Raw genomic sequence first — 16890 nt, 5'->3', positions numbered from 1 at the left:
TCTCAATTCCAGGTGTAAACCCGGTGCGCTTGCAGAAACGCTCTACACTCAATAGCGCAACTCATTTATTTCATTACCTTTGGAACGCAGGAGCGCGTATGTCATTTCCTCTTTCTGGTCTCTCTGTACGGGTGGGGCTGACGCTGGGCTTAGCCTGTGGCTTAGCTGCCCCAGCCGCCGCCTGGGACAACCTCTATATCTTTGGCGACAGCCTGAGCGATACCGGCAACAATGGCCGTTATACCTTCGACAGCAATCGCTATCCGCTGTATGACGAAATTCTCGCCAGTCACTATGGCCTGACGCTCGCGCCATCCGACAAGGGCGGCAATAACTACGCCGCAGGCGGCGGTGTTGCGGTGCCGGCGCTTAACGCCGATAACACCCAGGATCAGGTGCAGCGTTATCTGAGCCAGACGAATGGGCGGGCCGACAGCAACGGGCTTTATATCCACTGGGTTGGCGGTAACGATCTGGGTGCGGCGGTGCTTAATCCGCTGCAGGCATCATCGATTGTGACCGGCAGCGCGACGGCGGCCGCCTCGCAGGTGCGCACGCTGCTGGATGCCGGCGCGGGCACCGTGATTGTGCCTACGGTGCCGGATGTTTCCGCCACGCCAACGATGATGGAATCGGTCATTCAGTTGGGTACGGGCGGCAATACCGCAGCGCTACAGGCCGCATTTGCCTCACTGAACAGTGCCCAGACGCCGACGCTTGCCGCACGTCAGGAGGCCATCCGCGCCGCGTTTTACGCCGCAGCGGGCGAAATTAGCGCACTGCCTGCGCTGCAACAGGCGCTGGGCGACGGGCTTTACAGCGCGTATCAGACACTCGCGGAACAAGTCTCTGCCTTGAGTACGCTCTATAACACCACCGAAGAGCAGGCGCTGGTCGCGAACGGCGGCGGTAATATTGTGCGTGCCGACATCAATAAAATCTTCAACGAAATTCTCGCGAATCCGACACAGTTTGGTATCACCAATACCGCCGGAATGGCATGTCCGCCGGGGCTATCCTCAGCGGAGTGTACGTCATCCAGCGCCGGGTTTGACGCAAGCCAGGCGTGGCTTTTCGCCGATCACTTACACCCAAGCCCGCAGGTACACAGCCTGATGGCCGATTATATTCAGTCGATCCTGGCCGCACCGGCGCAAATCGCGCTGCTGAACAAGGCGACGGCTGCGCAGGTGCAGAATAGCCGCGCCACACTCGACAGCCGTTACCAACAGCGCCGCGCCGAACAGGCGGAACAGGGCAGCGCGGGGGTGTTTGGCGGTTATAGCGGCCAGTACGGACGCTATACGGCCAATGAAACCGGCGACGGCAGCGCCACAACCAATAATCTCACTCTGGGTGCGGATTATCGGATAACGGAAAACTGGCTGGTCGGGGCGCTTATCGCCGGTTCGCTTGATGACCAGCGCCCGACGGATAACCTGAGCTTCGACGCGCGCGGTTATCAGGCGGCGCTCTTTACCTCCGTTGATTTCGGGCCTGGTTGGGTCAATGCTGATGTGCACTGGCTTAAAGGCGAATACCGGAATATCCATCGCCGTGTCGAGTTAGGGCCGCTGACACGCACGGAAACCGGCGAAACGGATGCAAACCTCTGGGGCGCGCGCCTGACTGCCGGGCTGGATCTGCCTGTCACCGACGCGCTGACTACCGGGCCGGTGGTGCAATATGCATGGGATTACAGCCATGTCGATGGCTACAGCGAAGCAGGTGACGACAGCACCGCAATGCGTTTTCGCGACCAGAATTTCCATTCACAGATTGGCAGCATCGGCTGGCGTCTTGATGCCGACATCGGGCCGGTGAAACCCTATGCGCAGGTCGATTACCGTCATCAGTTCGGCGATTCCGTCTGGCGTGGTCAGGGCGGGCTGAAATCCACGTCGCTCACCTTTAGCCGTGACGGCGCAGAGGATGACAAAAACTGGATGGATATCACTGCAGGCGCAAGCGTAACGCTGAGTCGTAACGTCTCCGCCTTTGCGGCGCTCTCGCAAACCGCCGGGCTTAGCAGCGGCGAGCAGACGCGTTATAACATCGGGATTAGCGCCTCGTTCTGAGTGCGCTTACCATTAAAAAGGGCAGCCGTAGGGCTGCCCTTTTTCGTTGTCGCTGTGTCGCTGTACCGGGTTACGGCTCGCCGTAAAGCGCAATAAGACGGCGCGTCACACCGTTAGTCCAGCCGAAACCGTCCTGAAGCGGGTATTCGCCACCGCCGCCGGGGCGCGGTGAGTAGTCCGCGATATGATACTTTTCAATCAGCTTATGGTTTTCGTTGTAGAAACGTTTCACCGTACGCAACCAGTTATTGGCGATAATGTCAGCCAGCGGATCGTCGCCATAATTTTTAAAGCCCTGAATGGCCATCCACTGAAGCGGTGCCCAGCCGTTAGGTTTATCCCACTGCTGTTCGGTTTCCACATCGGTCGTCAGGATCCCGCCCGGAGAGAGCAGCCGCTCGCGCACATTGACTGATATCCGGTCAGCCTGCGCATAGCTTGCAAGGCCCACATACAACGGGACCACACAGGCCGCGGAGAACGACGCCAGACGCCCGCGACGCCAGTCATAATCGCGATACGAGCCCATTTCGTCATCCCACAGATAACGGTTGCACGCCTCGCGCCGATCAATCGCTTTTTTGCGAAAGACGGTGGCGGTCGCCGGGATCCCTTTCAGCTGCGCAATATTCGCAATCGCGGTTTCAAGTTTGTAGAGAAACGCGTTGAGATCCACCGGCAGGAAATGGGTGGTGCGAATACTGGCCAGACGGTCCGGGTCGCGCAACCAGCGGGAAGAGTAGTCCCAGCCGGACGCCGCGCCTGCGCGCAGGTCTCGGTAGACTTCATTCGCCGGGCGTCCGGACAACTTCGCGGTTTCGACGTCTTCACGCCAGGACTCATCGCGCGGCGTGTCGCGGTCATCCCAGTAACGGTTCAGCAGCACGCCATCCGGCATTTTCACCACATGACGCCAGGCTTGCCCCGGCTCAAGATTCTCCGCGCCGTCCATCCAGAAGGCGTATTCCATCATCAAATGATCAAGATAGCGCCGCGCGCCGCGCACGCCGTCCTCTTCGAACAGTTCGACCATCAGCGCAAACACGGGCGGCTGCGAACGGCTCAAATAGTAAGTGCGGTTGCCGTTCGGGATATGCCCGTAGTTCTCAATCATCCATGCAAAGTTATCCGCCATACAGCGCAGCAGATCGTTACGGCCGCTTTCGGCAAGGCCGAGCATGGTGAAATAGGAGTCCCAGTAATACGTCTCGGTAAAGCGCCCACCCGGCACGATATAAGCCTGAGGCAGCGGCAGCAGCGAGGAGTTTTCCAGATGCTCATGCGGCTGGCGCGTCAGGATAGGCCAGAGATTATCAATATGCTCCGTCAGCGTGCGGTTAGGGTCGGAGACATACGGGTTTGTGTTAATGACCGGAAAGTAAAAGTGTTCTTCCACAAAGCGGCGCAGATCGAAACCCGGCAGGCGTTTCGCCTGGCGATAATTCATCAAAATAGTGAGCGGCGACGTCTTCGGCGCGCAATCCGGAAACGTTTTACTGTCTGCGAAAATACGGGAGGCCTGGACATGCTCAAACAGCTCTAAATAGCGGTCGGCGGGGGTCAGCGCATCCGGGGAGGGCATCCCCTCAATGGATTCAGGCTGCGGCTCGACATCGCGGGCATCCGGGATAAGTTCGCCAGATTCAGGGTCCATACGCACCTTCTCAGCTAACTCCTCTGTAAAAGGTAAGCGTGTTGTCTGTTGAAACATGCTAATACGTACCTCCAGAGTGGCGTTCGTTTCAGATTCTGTAAGTTTAGCAAATCGTTATCGCTCTTTAACCGGACGGCAAAGAGTTTAAGAAGAGACTGAACGCCACGGGGCGTCCAGCTTGCGCTATTAATGCGTTACGCCTCAGGGCGCGACGGTGGTTTCATAGAAATTTCGGCCAACCGTTTTGCCTTGCGAATCAAGGATTTCATATTCTATACGCAGCGCGCCAGGGGCGGAGGGCGTGAACGTCAGTTGTGCCACCTGGCGACCACTGTCAGGCGGAAGGGTCATCGGTTTGCTCTCTTGCTGCTCGGTTTTACCGGGCATTTTTACGCGCCAGCGCAGTGTACACCTGTCACAGGCGGAAAAACCATCGTTTACTGCCCATAATTTCACCACCCCAGGCGTGTTAGCGCGCCAGGAGAGCGTCACCGGTTCGATGGAAGGCAAAAGCGGCTGATAGGCGCGCTGAAGGGCGTAATAGCCCGCTTTTGGCTGGCGCAGATAATCCACTACGCCCCAGTTAATTGACGGCCAGGTTTCGACAAACATAAAGTGGAACAGCGCGGTGACAGGCTGATAGCGCTGGCGACGGTAGCTCTCTGCCGCCATGCCGACCAAATCGGCCTGATATTTCTGCGTGTTATGAATGAATTCATCCAGATTGTCGCCGCGCGGGATCTTCGCAAAGCCGAAGGTCTGGAACGGCTGGAAGTTATGGTATTTCCACACGGTCCAGTCTGGGTCATCCGGGCGGGTTGAGGCGGGCCAGCGCTTGTCGGCCGGGATAATCGTCTCAAGCGTTGCGCGTTTTGGCAGCGCCTGAGCGCCAAACTCCGTAATGATGCCCGTTTTTGCCGGTTGCAACACATCCGTCATGACGCCGAAGTACCAGCCTTGCCAGTAGTGTTCTTCCACCGCTGAAAAACGATGCACGATACGGCTGTCATCTTTCGCCAGCGCGTCTGCCACACGCGCCGTCAGCACGCGGTTGAGATCCTTGTGCCAGTCCGGGAAGCGCTTTTCCATCCACGGTGAATTCCACGGCGGTTCGTTATGACCGCCCCAGGCGATAATGGCCGGTGAATTGCCAATCTGCTCGGTCATCTCCAGGCTCTGACGTGCAGCGTTCTCGGCGAATTCCGCGCTGTCGTTATAGCCCCACTGAAGCGGGACGTCCTGCCAGATCATCAGCCCCATCTCATCCGCCATACGATAGAGCGGGCGGCCTGCCACATGCCCGTGCACGCGAATGGCGTTGGCATTCATGTCCAGCACCAGTTGAATATCGCGACGGTATTTTTCTTCCGTCATCTCGCTGAGCCACGGCGAGCCAATGTAGTTGCTGCCTTTGATAAAAATCCGCTTGCCGTTCAGTACCCAGCCTTTATTGTCTGGCTGTTCGATAATCTGACGCAGCCCGGTGCGGCTGGCTATCTGCTCCATTACCCCCTGGTTGTCATGAAAGACTGCGCTTACGCGATAAAGATGGGGAAAGCCATAGCCGTCAGGCCACCAGAGTTGCGCGTTTTCCATCGGCAGGGTAAACGTCAGCCGCTGCGGCGTTGCGCCGGTGGCGTTAAGGTGTACTTTCTGCTTTTGCTCAAAGCGCGCTCCTGCAAAATTAGCGGGGCGGGCACGCAAGGTAAGATCCACCTCGCGCGCGGTGGTCGCGCGGTAAACCAGTTCAACGCGCAGCTGCGGTCTATCAAGCCCGTGCTGCCAGTCAGGGCGCAAGATAAGGTTATCGACTGTGACCCCGCGGCTTAAATGCAGCCGTACTGGCGCCCAGATCCCGCCTGAGTTGGCATCCTGCCCACTCGGCGACCACGCGCCGCCGGGGCGGGTATCGTGCTGATTCAGCACACCTTTCACCATTGTTTTATGTAGCGGCCAGATCGTTTTTGGATCTTCAAAAGGGCTGTCAACGCGCACCGTGAGCTTATTGTGACGTTGTAACTTATCGCTGATGTCATACGAGAAGCGCTGGAAATAACCCTCATGTTTTCCAAGGGGCTGACGGTTAAGCCAGGCCTCAGCGTAGTAATCGACGCCATCAAACTGCAGCGTCGTCATGGTGTCCTTCGGGAGCGGCGGAAGGGTAAACTCGTGACGGTACCAGAGCACGCCCTGATGATCCCAGCCTGCCGTATACCAGTTCGCCGGCACACGCAGCGTGCGCCAGTCGCGCACCGGGCCTTGCTGTCCCGCAAATGCGGCATCGTTGCCGTCGTGCGCGTGCCAGTCGCCCGCAAGCGACCAGCTCACCGGTAACGGCACCGTAAGCTCAGGGGCGGGTTTCGCCTCAATCGCGCCGCTCATCAGCAGTAATACGCCACAGGCCAGACGTTTCATCACCCCTCCAGCAGTTGGATCAGAAATTCACGCACCCGACGCTGCGCGGTGGCGAGCGCCTCACGCCACGCGGCACGCACTGTTGGCGCCGCGCCTGGCTCCTGGGTTTCTATCTCCTGAAGCAGCGTTGTCAGCCCTTCAAAGCCAAATGTCGCCGCTTCGCCGCGCAGTTTATGCGCCAGACGATGCGCCTGTTCGCCGTCGCCACTGGCAAGCGCGGCGTCAAGCAGCGCCGCCTGCTCGTCAAACCCTTCGGCAAACAGCCCGAGCAGCTCTTTAAGCAACCCCATGTCACCATCAAACGCCGCCAGCAGTTGCGCGCTGTCCGGCAGACCGTCGGGCGGCGGGGCGCTTTGCGGGGCGAAGCGTGACAACTCTTCTGCGAGCGCCACCAGGGTCACGGGTTTTGAGAGATAGCCGTCAAACCCCATTGCCAGACAACGCTCTTTGTCGCCCTGCATCGCGTGGGCGGTCATCACAATCGCGACCTGATGCCCGCCGCGCACTACCTCTTCCTGGCGCAGCGCGCGGATAGCCGCTTCGCCGTCCATGACCGGCATCTGCAAATCCATCAGCAACATATCCCAGCCCCCCTGACGCCAGTGCTCCAGCGCCAGCAGACCGTTATCCACCGTCACACATTCATGGCCGAGCTTCTCCAGCAGGCGCACGGCCAGTAGCTGGTTTACCGGGTTATCTTCCGCGAGCAGAATGCGCATCGGCGCCGTTTCCGGCCATACGTGCGCAGGGGTGACAACGGCCGGCGCGGGCGCGGGTTTTTCCGGTGCAGGGCGCAGCGCCTCGCCAAGCGCGCGCGCAAGCTCCTGCTGATCGACCGGTTTGTTGAGGTACCAGGCAATGCCGGTGCGACGCAACGTCGAGAGATCAAGATCCCGGCTCATGGAGCTCAGCATGATGATTTTGCTGCGCGACGCCTGGGGCAACACAGAAATTTCCAGCGCCAGTGAAATGCCGTCCATCTCCGGCATCTGGGCATCAAGCACAATGACCGGGAAATCGCTGTCGCTCTCAAGCAGCGCCAGCGCGCCCGTGGCCCCCGAGACACAAACCGGGTTCAGCCCAAGCTGGTTTAGCATCGCCTGCATCAGGCGGCGGTTGGTGGCGTTATCATCGACCACCAGCACTCGCTCGCCATTAAAATGCGTGGGCGGCTGTTCTTCCGCCACGCCCTGCGCCGCGCTTTGCAGAGGCAGAATAAAACTAAATTCGCTGCCCTGATCCGGCTCGCTCGTCACCGTAAGCTGGCCGCCCATCATCGCCACCAGCCGCGCGGAAATGGTCAGCCCCAGCCCGGTACCGCCGTAGCGCCGCGTGGTGGACGTATCCGCCTGGCTGAATGCCTCAAAAATGACCTGCTGTTTTTCCGTGGGAATGCCAATACCGCTGTCACGCACCCGAAAACGCCATTCATCGGGCTGGGCGCCGGGGGCGACCGCCAGCAGGATCTCGCCCTGGTGCGTAAATTTCAGCGCGTTGCTAAGCAGGTTGGTCAGCACCTGGCGCAGCCGCACCACATCAACATGCAACATGTCCGGCACGCGCTCGTCGATATCGACCAGCAGTTCGATCGTTTTATCACTGGCAAGCGGCATCAGCGGGCGTACCAGCGACTGTATAAAGGGACGCAGCGCCACATATTCTTCATGCAGCACAATTTTGCCGGCCTCGATTTTCGAAAAGTCGAGGATGTCATCGATGATATGCAGCAGTGACTGCGCCGAACTCATGACCAGCGACAGGTACTCGCGCTGTTCGCCGTTTAAATCGGTGTCCAGACACAGTTGCGTCATGCCAAGGATCCCGTTCATGGGGGTGCGGATCTCATGGCTCATATTGGCAAGAAACGCGCTTTTGGCTTCATTGGCCGCCCGCGCGGCATTGGCTGCCTCACGCGAAATCAGCTCTGCCTCTTTACGCCGGGTGATGTCCTGCAACGTGCCAATGAGCCGCTCAATCTGCCCGGTGACGGTAAGCGCGATGATCTGCCCGGAAAGCAGCATCCAGAGCCATTGTCCGCTGCGGTGTTGCACGCGAATTTCACATTCGAATACCGGCATCTGGTTTTCGCCGGCGCGCTGCATGGCACTCTTCAACAGATCCCTGTCTTCCGGGTGGATCAGCGATAACAGAAAGCGGCTATTGTGTTGCAGCTGACCGCGCGGCTCGCCGAGCAGGTTAAGAAAGGCGTCGTTGAGGTGCAGCACGTCAGTCGTGATTTGCCAGTCCCAGATGCCGATATGAATAGATTCCGCCGCCAGCAGGAAATCGTCATGTAACAGTTGCCGGTTGCTTTGCACGGTATCAAGCGCGGTAATGTCGGTATGCAGGCTGATAATGCCGCCATCGGCGGTGCGCTGATGCTGAATAAAAAGCCGCCGCTCATGCAACTGGCGCACTTCACAGTGGTTATTCTGGCGGCAATTGGCCAGTAGCGAGGCGATCAACGCGTCACGGCTGCGGCGATCGGTGTGAAAGCCTGCATTAACGAACTCCGCCGCCAGTGCGCTTAACGTGACACCGGGTGTAAGGTGGGCACCGACACCAGGATAAAAGCGGCTGACCTGCGCATTCCAGGCAACCAGACGCTCCTCGTTATCGTAAAACAGCAGGGCGGCGGGCAGCGCGTCGAGCGCATCCGGGAAGGCGTGGCCGTTCATGGCTGCGCTCCCGGCTGGTAGTTCAGCTCCGCCTGACGGCGCATATATTCAAGCCCCGGCGCAATCGTCATCGCCCAGGCGGTCAGCACCTCTTCATCACAGTCAGGATCAAGCTCGGCCACGGTATCGAGAATTGCCCGGCGCCAGTGCGCAAAAAAATTCGGCGGCAGGCGCACGCCGTTGCTTTCCCGCTGACGCGCCAGACGCTCCAGAAAATCGGGCACCATCAGAACGCCATCGACCATCAGCATCGCGAAGAAGCTCTTGTAAACAAACCGACGCAGCGTTTGTGGGTCGACCGCCGCAAAGTGATTCTCCGTTTCCGGCGTCATATGAATAAAACGGGTATAAAAGCGCTCGAAAAACGGTTCTTTATTGTCACCGGGAAAGAGGCGGCTATAGCTTGAATCAAAAAGATCCCGATAGAGCATCATGGGCGAACCTCCGGGCGGCTCTCGCCAGGCAAACACTGGCGCAGGGGGTTAAACACGTCGCTCAGACGGCGGCTGAAATAGCTGCCGGGGGCGGGCGCATCGCTGTCAAGCAACGGGCCGCCGTTCGCTTTATAGAACAGCGCCTCCAGCACGGTGGCGTTAGTTGAGAGCGTCAGCGACCGGTTATAGTCGCCGGTCGCCTCGACGCGGCCTTCGTACCAGCCGCGTTTTTCGTCATACATCAGCCGGGTCGCCTGCATCAGGGCGTCGGTATAAGGCGTGTCCCACAACACCCAGAGCGAAAACACGGCTTTGGTCGAAACCTGCGCCAGGCGCGGATACTCTTTGCCGTCATCGCCAAGCGTATTCCACGCATAACCGTTGGCCCAGACGGTGTCCGAGGCGTGCCAGGGCGCGGCGCTGGTACTGAAATCGGCGCGGGCGGTGAGGATATTCTCCCGTTGCCAGCGGCTCTCCTGGCTCAGGTACACCAGTTTTGCGCGCTCGCGCAGGTTATTGATTTTCTCCCGATCGACGCCCGGCACCTCCCAGCCAAATTCGAGCCCGGGCAGTGTGTAGGGCAGCGTCGTAATAAGCGACGGTTGCCAGGTGGTGCGCGGGTCGCGGGCATCCACCGGTAAGGCGCGGTCATACATGATAACGTTCTGCGACGGCGGCCCCCAGGCTTTCGCCGGGCTAAACCCCCACAGGCTGAAGCCCGCCGCGGCATATTCGCTTTCGCCAAGGCGGATTTCATCACGCGGCGACAGTAGCCCGTTTTGCATCTGCGCGGCATACAGTGTGCCGTCTTTATCGATGACCGGGCAGAAATTCCAGCGCATCACCACCCGCTCAAGATATTCGCTGTACTGCGGGTGATATTGCGCGACAAGGCGCAGCGCCAGCATCAGGCGGGCCATGTCGCGCGCCGACCAGCCCATCACGCCGGGCTTGCCGGTGAAATCCACCATGGTGGGCGTCCAGGTGGAGTAAAGCCGGTTTGGCGTCTGGCGGGCGGTCAGCGGCAGGCGATTGAGCGTACCAAGCAGGCGCGTCAGCCGGGCGTCGAAGGTTTTTTCATCCACCAGGTTCAGCTCGCGGGCGGCGGTTAGGGCAATCAACGCGTCGCCCATCTGCCAGAGCGAGGCGACAGGGCGTTTGTCGCTGCCGTTCACCAGCCCCGTTGCTTCCTGGGTGTTGTTCTCAAAATAACGCCAGGCGATGGCGGCCCATTCGCGCTCCTGGGGCGTAAGGGTGCTGATGCGCGCCGTGGTATGCCACCCGCCATGTGTAAGCCAGCGCCAGCCCGCACGGTCGTCGCGCAAAAGCAGCCAGGCCATCACCAGGCCCAGAATGGCGAGGATAAGCAGCAGACGGCTTACTGTTTTAAGCATGTCGCGGTTACCGGTGGCAGTTTCACAGGTTCGTCATCGTTACAGGTTGCGCACTGGCAGGCCTGACAGGTCGGTTTGCTGCGCACCGCAGTGCCGCTCTGCTGGCACCAGTTTTGAATACCCGGCGTCATATTCAGGAACGGACGGTTGCGGCGGGTGTTGTTCTCCTCAAAGAGATCGACCAGTTTTTTCTCCCACAACGACGGCGCGTACTCTTTATTCTTCGGATCGTTGGTATTAAAGCGCAGCAGCTTGCCCTGTTTTTTATAGAGCAGCGCTTCAAGCATGATGCCGTTGTTATTGCCGGTGAAGGCGTTAATCGGCCCGTCGCCGTTCTCATAGATGCCTTCGTAATAGCCCTGTTTCGGGTCGTTAGCGTTCTCAATGGTGGTGAAGAGGCGGTCGGTGTAGGGTGAATCCCACAACACCCACATGCCGAGCGCAGCCTTGAGCGATACCGCCGCAACCTGCGGCACGAACTGGCCTTTATCGGTAATCGTGTTCCAGTTAAAGCCGTCGCTAAAGACGGTGTCGTAAACGAAGTACGGCGATTTATCGAGCTGATGTTCGGAGCGGGCGGTCATCACCCCGGTGATGGTGTAGCGGTTCTCCTGCGCCTGATACACGCGGTCAGCGAAATCCTTCATCCACGGGTGCGTATAGGTATTCGGGCTGTCGTCGCGATCTTTGGCGGTGTCCCAGCCCATCTCCAGGCCGTAGAGCAGGTAGGATTCCGTCACCACATAGTTGTGCTGGCTGGTCCGGCGAGGGTCGCGCGAGTCATACGGCACCAGTACGCAGTAAATATCGGCCAGGGCATACGGCTCCGGGCGGTTCGCCTGACAAGTGTTGAATCCCCAGAGCTGATAACCTGCCGCGCCATACTCTTCATACCCCAGACGGCCTTCCTGGACATATTTCGGCTGATTATTTTCCAGATACGAGCCATACATCGTGCCGCAGGGGTCCACTACGTTCGTGAAATCCCAGCCCAGCACGATGTTATCGACGCTGTTGCCATATTCCGGGTAACGCTCTTTGATGATTTTCAGCCACAGCAACATGCGCCCGATATCCAGCGCCGAGAAGCCGATTTCACCCGGCTTGTTCAGGTAGTTCACCTTCTGGGCGGTAATCGTGTTGTACGCCTTGTTTGGCACCTGGCTGCGGAAGAGATCGAGTTTATTCAGCGTGCCGAGCAGCTTTAGCATCCGGCGGTCGAATTCGGCTTTATCGATAATGCCAAGCTCACGGGCAGCGACCATCGCGCCGATATAAGAACCGGTATCCCACATGGTGGTGGAAGGATACTGGTTGACCGCGTTCACCAGTCCCGTGGTGGGCTGGTAGTTCACCACGAAATATTGCCAGGCGTTTTTCGCCATCGCCATTTCACGCGCGGTCAGCTCACCATGCCGCGCCGGGTAGTCATTGGCGGGCAGTTGACCGCGACCCTGCGCCGTCACTGCGCAGCCCAGGAGCAAGAAGATGCAGGCGCAGAGGCGAATAAACAGGGGTAAAGATTTCAGAATCATGGCGTAACTCCCGCAGAAGCATGGGCGGTGGAAGGCGTGTACTGGCATCCCAGACAGAGCAGTTGCCCGCCGGTGATATAGGCAAGGCTCTCCAGCACTACCGCGTTGGTGTCGGCATCAATCACGTTATTCACGCTGTTATTAAGATTCAGACCACGTTGCCAGCCTTTACCTGGCACCAGCAGCGGTTGCACCTGCAGGCGCAGGGCTTCGCTCCAGCCGTTACGAAAGAGCGCATACCACGCGAAGGCAGAGCGGGTTGAGGTGATGGCGGTGCGCTCCGGCGCGGTTTTATCGTAGGCGGTTTCGCCCGGCTCCCGCTGTGGCTGACGGTCAGGAATGGCTGCGGCAAAATCGGGCGCCTGTTCGGCGTAATCCGTGCTGATAGGCGGTTTACGTACCCGCAGGCTGTGACGCCGCTGCTGAATTTGCATAATGCGCCAGGCCACTTCACCGCTTTGCGCATCAAACCCCAGCTCCAGGCCCGTCAGCAGCCACGGCAGGCTTACCAGTGACGGCTGTTTGCCCCACGGGGTGCGCAGGCCTTCATCCGGCACCATAATGCCGTCGATATCGATCATGTTCTGGCCTTCCGGCGGCTGCGTGACGGCAAGCCCGGCCGTAGTGTTAATCAGGCGCAGCGTGTGGCTTGCATAGGTGCGATAACCAAAGCTGTCACGCGGCTCGTCGGTCGGGATCACCCAGTGACGTACCGCAAGCGCCGCGCTGGTATTTTTGGCGTCAACAAAAAGCGCGTCGAGATGCCAGCGCGACACCAGTGCATTCACGGCGGGCGCGTGTTGGGGGTAGTGCCACAGCAGCACCTGCAGCGCCATCAACAGACGGCCAACGCCGATCGCGCTACTCTGTGGCTTACCGAGTATTTCCGCCGGGCTGTTGCGGTAATAGGCGGCGGGCAGACCGTCCGGTGTCAGTGGCAATTCGCCGAGCGCATAAAGCGCCTGCGTGACGCGCTCATCAAACTCGTCGCGGGTGATAACCTCAAGCCGGTAGGCCGACACTGCCGCCAGCAGATAGCTACCGGTACTCCAGAGACTGAACCACGGCGCGCCGTTCTGGGCGTTCACCAGCCCGTCGGGGCGGGTATTGTTGATAAAATATTGCCACGCCACGCGTGCCCAGACAGCCTCGTCAAATGTTAACTGGCGCGACTCCGGCAGCGGCGGGAAATCTTCACTTAGCGTAATGCCGCTACTGCTTTCCACGCGCGTCGGCATCTGACGCTCCACCCAGACCACCACGGCGAAGCCAATCAAAAAGCCCACCAGAATCGTGATGTAACTGCGCGCGCTCAGCAGGGCATCAGAGACTTTCATGCGCCGTTCTCCTCATCCGCCGGCTGCCACATAGCGGCCATGATCATCGGCAGCATGGCAGCGATATTCACCGCGCCCCAGAAGATGTTAATCACATAGCCCGATGGGTCATCCACCGCGCCGCGCGCCACCTGAATTCCGCCCCAGATAAGGCCGATTAACGTGAGCACCACGATGGCGATTTGCGGCTTCACCAGATAGAGAAAACGCCCCGTCTGACGCTCTTTCGGAGTCACATGGAACTTAATCTGCTCGCCGCGCAGCACCGTATCGAGCGCCTTTAAATTCATCGAGAAAAACGCCAGGTACGAGGCACGGCCATCCCAGGCGGAAATGCCCCAGGTGCCAAACATAAACGCCAGTTCCGAAACGATAAAAAACGGCAAAAAATGCAGATAGAAGGGCGTGGACCAGGCGGAGACGGGCGGGATGCCGGTAAAGAGATAAATCAGCGGCGAGATAAGAAACACCGTATTCCACACGCAGGCGAGATAAGACCAGAAGGTCGTGGCGTACATTAGCGTTTGCGGCAGCGAGAGCTTAAAGCGACGGCGGCTGAAGATGTTGTCATGAAACAAAATATCGAGCGAGCCGGCCGCGTACTTAAAACGCTGAATGATCCAGGTGAGCATATCCTGTGGCGAGAGCATTTTAGATTCGATACGCGGATGCATCACCGAGCGCCAGCGGCGGGCGCTGTCGCCATGCAGTACGATGGAGGTGTAGATATCTTCCGACACGTGGAATTTATAAGGCGTAAGCTCAGTATCATAGAGCACGTGCGGGCGCATGGCGTCCTGCAGGGCTTCACGCATGGACGGGTCGCGGATGTCGCGCGTGTGACGGTCGATTTCTTCCTCAACCGTCCACACATAACTGCGCAGCGCCGCCTGCATAATAGCCTCGCGGCGATGCACCGACGCCGCACCGCAGCAGAAGGCGGCATTCGCCCAGTTACGACGCCGCAGGATCACATCATAAAACATGCGCGGATCGTTAAAGAACGGGTCGCGACCCATCGTCACCGGGCCGACGACTTTCTCCGACAACCAGCCGAGCGCGTAACCCGGTTTACCCACTTTACGCGCCAGCCAGCGCGGCAGACGTTCGCCTTCGGGCAAGTCGAAAAACCATTGCGGCGTCTGCACCCACGCGACATCCGGGTCGCGGAAATAACCAAGCGTATGCTCAAGCAACGTCGGAAACACCCGCGTGTCGGCGTCGCAAATCACAATAAAATCCCCGTCTGTCTGTTCAAGGCCGTTGCGCAGGTTGCCTGCCTTAAAGCCAATATTGCTTTCACGCGTGATGTAGTTAACGCCTTCTTCTTCACAAACCGCGCGCATCGCCGGACGGCGGCCATCATCAAGCACGTGAATGCGGTAATCGAGCGGGCCGGGATAGCGTATTTTCAGGGCGTCCTGAATGGACAAACGCACCAGCTCTACATCTTCGGAGTAGGTGGCAATGAAGAGATCGACACGCACCGGGCGCGGCTCGGTACGGTCATTCTCATTCAGGCAGTCGTTAATATCGTGCGGAGCGGGCTGCTGTGGCGGATCGTCCTCACGCCAGATGTTGATGGTAAAAAGCACCGTGCCAATCCAGGCGCAGGTTTCTGCGATGACCAGCGGCAGCGCATACCACAGCGCATCCATGTTGAGCGATTCAGTCCAGCGCCAGCGAATATAATTCGCACCCAGCACCAGTGCCGCAACGGACAAGATCTGCCAGAGCGTTTTTACCACGCGCGGCGTTTTTAACGGCTCCGGTGGTTTCCTGTCTTCAAAGCGGGAGAAATAAAAGCCCATAGCGGTATCATCATCCAGACACAACACAGACAGTGGCGGCAAATAATTGTTGAGCGCAACTATTTTACCGTCAGCGAAATATCTCTGGCGCAACAAAACATTGGTTTTAAGTTTATGAAGTGATTGTAGATGCCCGCGCTAAACTTTCCAGCACGATAAATTTATCGCCCGACCTGTGCCGCTTCGTTTAAAAAAAAAGCGATCAGAAAATATATTTTCCGCGAAACACTGACACTCGCTTATTGCCGTATACACTTTTCTGATAATACTCAGAATATATTGCGCTGCCGAGGAAAGGGCGGCCCCAGCCGATAAGAAACCGTGCCGATGAGCGATTCAGCAAGCGTTGCTTCAACCCGCGATATCCCGCGCGCGCGCGTCTCCTGGCGCTATGTAGCGGCGGACCGGCGCGATCTGCGTATCGACCTGATGCGCGGTATTGCGCTTGTCATGATGGTTGTCGCACACACGGAAGTGATGTCGATATTGAATATATTTACCTGGGAGCGTTTTGGATTAACCACAGGCGCTGAAGGGTTTGTGATTCTGGCGGGTTTTATGCTTGGAATGCTTAATCGTCAGCGGTTACAAAAGGCGGTATTACTGACGGTAGGCTGGACACTCTGGCGGCGCGCCTGGAAGATCTATCTGGTTAATATCATTATTATTCTGAGTGTATTGTTGTTATCGAAAATACCCTTTATCAATACATTTGAAATAACGCACTTTGTCGATCGTTTCTCCGGAAATAGCTGGTCATTGTTTCCCGCAACGCCACAAATTAAAGAAACCTGGTTCAACATTATTTTGTTTTTGCAGATTGGCCCGCACCAGACGCAGATTCTGGGTCTGTACGTCTTTCTGCTGCTGCTAAGCCCGCTCTATCTGGCGCTACTGCAATATCGTAAAACCCCATGGCTGATTGCCGGTTCGGCGCTGGTTTATGGTCTCTATCAGCTAACGCCGTACCGACTGACCGCCAGCGAATTTGAATTCGCCTTCCCGCTCATGGCCTGGCAGTTTATTTATGTGCTCGGCATGTGCTGCGGCTGGCATAAAGAGGAATTGCTGTCGCTTGCCCGAACGGGACCCGGAAAAGTGACCGTGACGGCGATGGTCATCTGTGCGCTGGTCATGATGTTTATCGCCCAGAATCATACCAACCCGTTTATGCCGCCAGGCTTGTTGATGCATGCGATTCCGCCTGCCGATTTTAACGCGCTCTACCACACCTGGGCTGCCAAAAATGGCCTGGGACCACTGCGCGTATTGAACGACTTTAGCCTGATGGTAACGGTCTATCTGCTGCTGACCTGGTGCTGGACGCCCATTTACCGCCTGGCAGGGTGGTTTCTGATCCCGCTCGGCCAGCATTCGCTCTACACCTTTATCTTGCATGTGTATGTGGTGTTGCTGGTAAGCCAGGTGGTGCATTTCGATTTGTGGCATCAGGCCTGGCTTCTCAATACGCTGGTCCACAGCGTGGCGCTGGGCATTCTCTGGCTGATGGCGAAGTATGACGTCGCCGGACGCTGGATCCCTAATTAAGGAACG

General features: G+C 58.1%; 10 protein-coding genes. 2 read left to right on the top strand and 8 right to left on the bottom strand.

Annotated features, from left to right (window positions below; all coding sequences use genetic code 11):
• Positions 1 to 98 precede the first annotated feature (98 nt).
• Positions 99 to 2078, top strand: a complete 1980-nt coding sequence (locus tag AFK62_RS09705) for an autotransporter domain-containing esterase (RefSeq protein ID WP_007671284.1) — start codon at positions 99 to 101, stop codon at positions 2076 to 2078.
• Between the two features lie 70 nt (positions 2079 to 2148).
• On the opposite strand, the gene AFK62_RS09700 is transcribed toward AFK62_RS09705, so the two are convergent.
• The 8 genes from AFK62_RS09700 to AFK62_RS09665 all read right to left on the bottom strand — a co-directional run bounded on the left by AFK62_RS09700 (position 2149) and on the right by AFK62_RS09665 (position 15336).
• Positions 2149 to 3789 (bottom strand): alpha,alpha-trehalase, encoded by a 1641-nt coding sequence (locus AFK62_RS09700; RefSeq protein ID WP_032984355.1) that lies wholly within the window; start codon positions 3787 to 3789, stop codon positions 2149 to 2151.
• 144 nt (positions 3790 to 3933) lie between these two features.
• Positions 3934 to 6147: a glycoside hydrolase family 2 protein gene (locus AFK62_RS09695; RefSeq protein WP_053531873.1), complete on the bottom strand. Its 2214-nt coding sequence runs from the start codon at positions 6145 to 6147 to the stop codon at positions 3934 to 3936.
• Positions 6147 to 8825: a hybrid sensor histidine kinase/response regulator gene (locus AFK62_RS09690; protein ID WP_007671276.1), complete on the bottom strand. Its 2679-nt coding sequence runs from the start codon at positions 8823 to 8825 to the stop codon at positions 6147 to 6149. The genes AFK62_RS09695 and AFK62_RS09690 overlap by 1 nt, the downstream gene beginning before the upstream one ends.
• Entirely contained in the window at positions 8822 to 9259 is a 438-nt protein-coding gene (locus AFK62_RS09685) for a globin (protein ID WP_007671275.1), read from the bottom strand. Before AFK62_RS09685 ends, AFK62_RS09690 begins: the two co-directional genes overlap by 4 nt.
• Positions 9256 to 10653: a DUF3131 domain-containing protein gene (locus tag AFK62_RS09680; RefSeq protein WP_053531872.1), complete on the bottom strand. Its 1398-nt coding sequence runs from the start codon at positions 10651 to 10653 to the stop codon at positions 9256 to 9258. Before AFK62_RS09680 ends, AFK62_RS09685 begins: the two co-directional genes overlap by 4 nt.
• Entirely contained in the window at positions 10638 to 12188 is a 1551-nt protein-coding gene (locus AFK62_RS09675; protein WP_007672932.1) for a DUF3131 domain-containing protein, read from the bottom strand. Before AFK62_RS09675 ends, AFK62_RS09680 begins: the two co-directional genes overlap by 16 nt.
• Complete coding sequence (locus AFK62_RS09670; RefSeq protein WP_053531871.1) at positions 12185 to 13525, bottom strand: DUF3131 domain-containing protein; 1341 nt, start codon at positions 13523 to 13525, stop codon at positions 12185 to 12187. Before AFK62_RS09670 ends, AFK62_RS09675 begins: the two co-directional genes overlap by 4 nt.
• Positions 13522 to 15336 carry a glycosyltransferase family 2 protein gene (locus AFK62_RS09665; RefSeq protein WP_032984419.1) on the bottom strand — a complete coding sequence of 605 codons (1815 nt, stop codon included), beginning with the start codon at positions 15334 to 15336 and terminating at the stop codon, positions 13522 to 13524. Before AFK62_RS09665 ends, AFK62_RS09670 begins: the two co-directional genes overlap by 4 nt.
• A gap of 327 nt (positions 15337 to 15663) precedes the next feature.
• Between AFK62_RS09665 and opgC the strand changes: the two genes are divergently transcribed.
• Entirely contained in the window at positions 15664 to 16884 is a 1221-nt protein-coding gene (opgC, locus tag AFK62_RS09660; protein ID WP_007672943.1) for an OpgC domain-containing protein, read from the top strand.
• The last annotated feature ends 6 nt before the right edge of the window (positions 16885 to 16890 follow it).

This window comes from Cronobacter condimenti 1330, from assembly GCF_001277255.1.
Classification (GTDB): Bacteria; Pseudomonadota; Gammaproteobacteria; order Enterobacterales; family Enterobacteriaceae; genus Cronobacter; species Cronobacter condimenti.
This window is presented reverse-complemented; position numbering and strand designations above follow the sequence as displayed.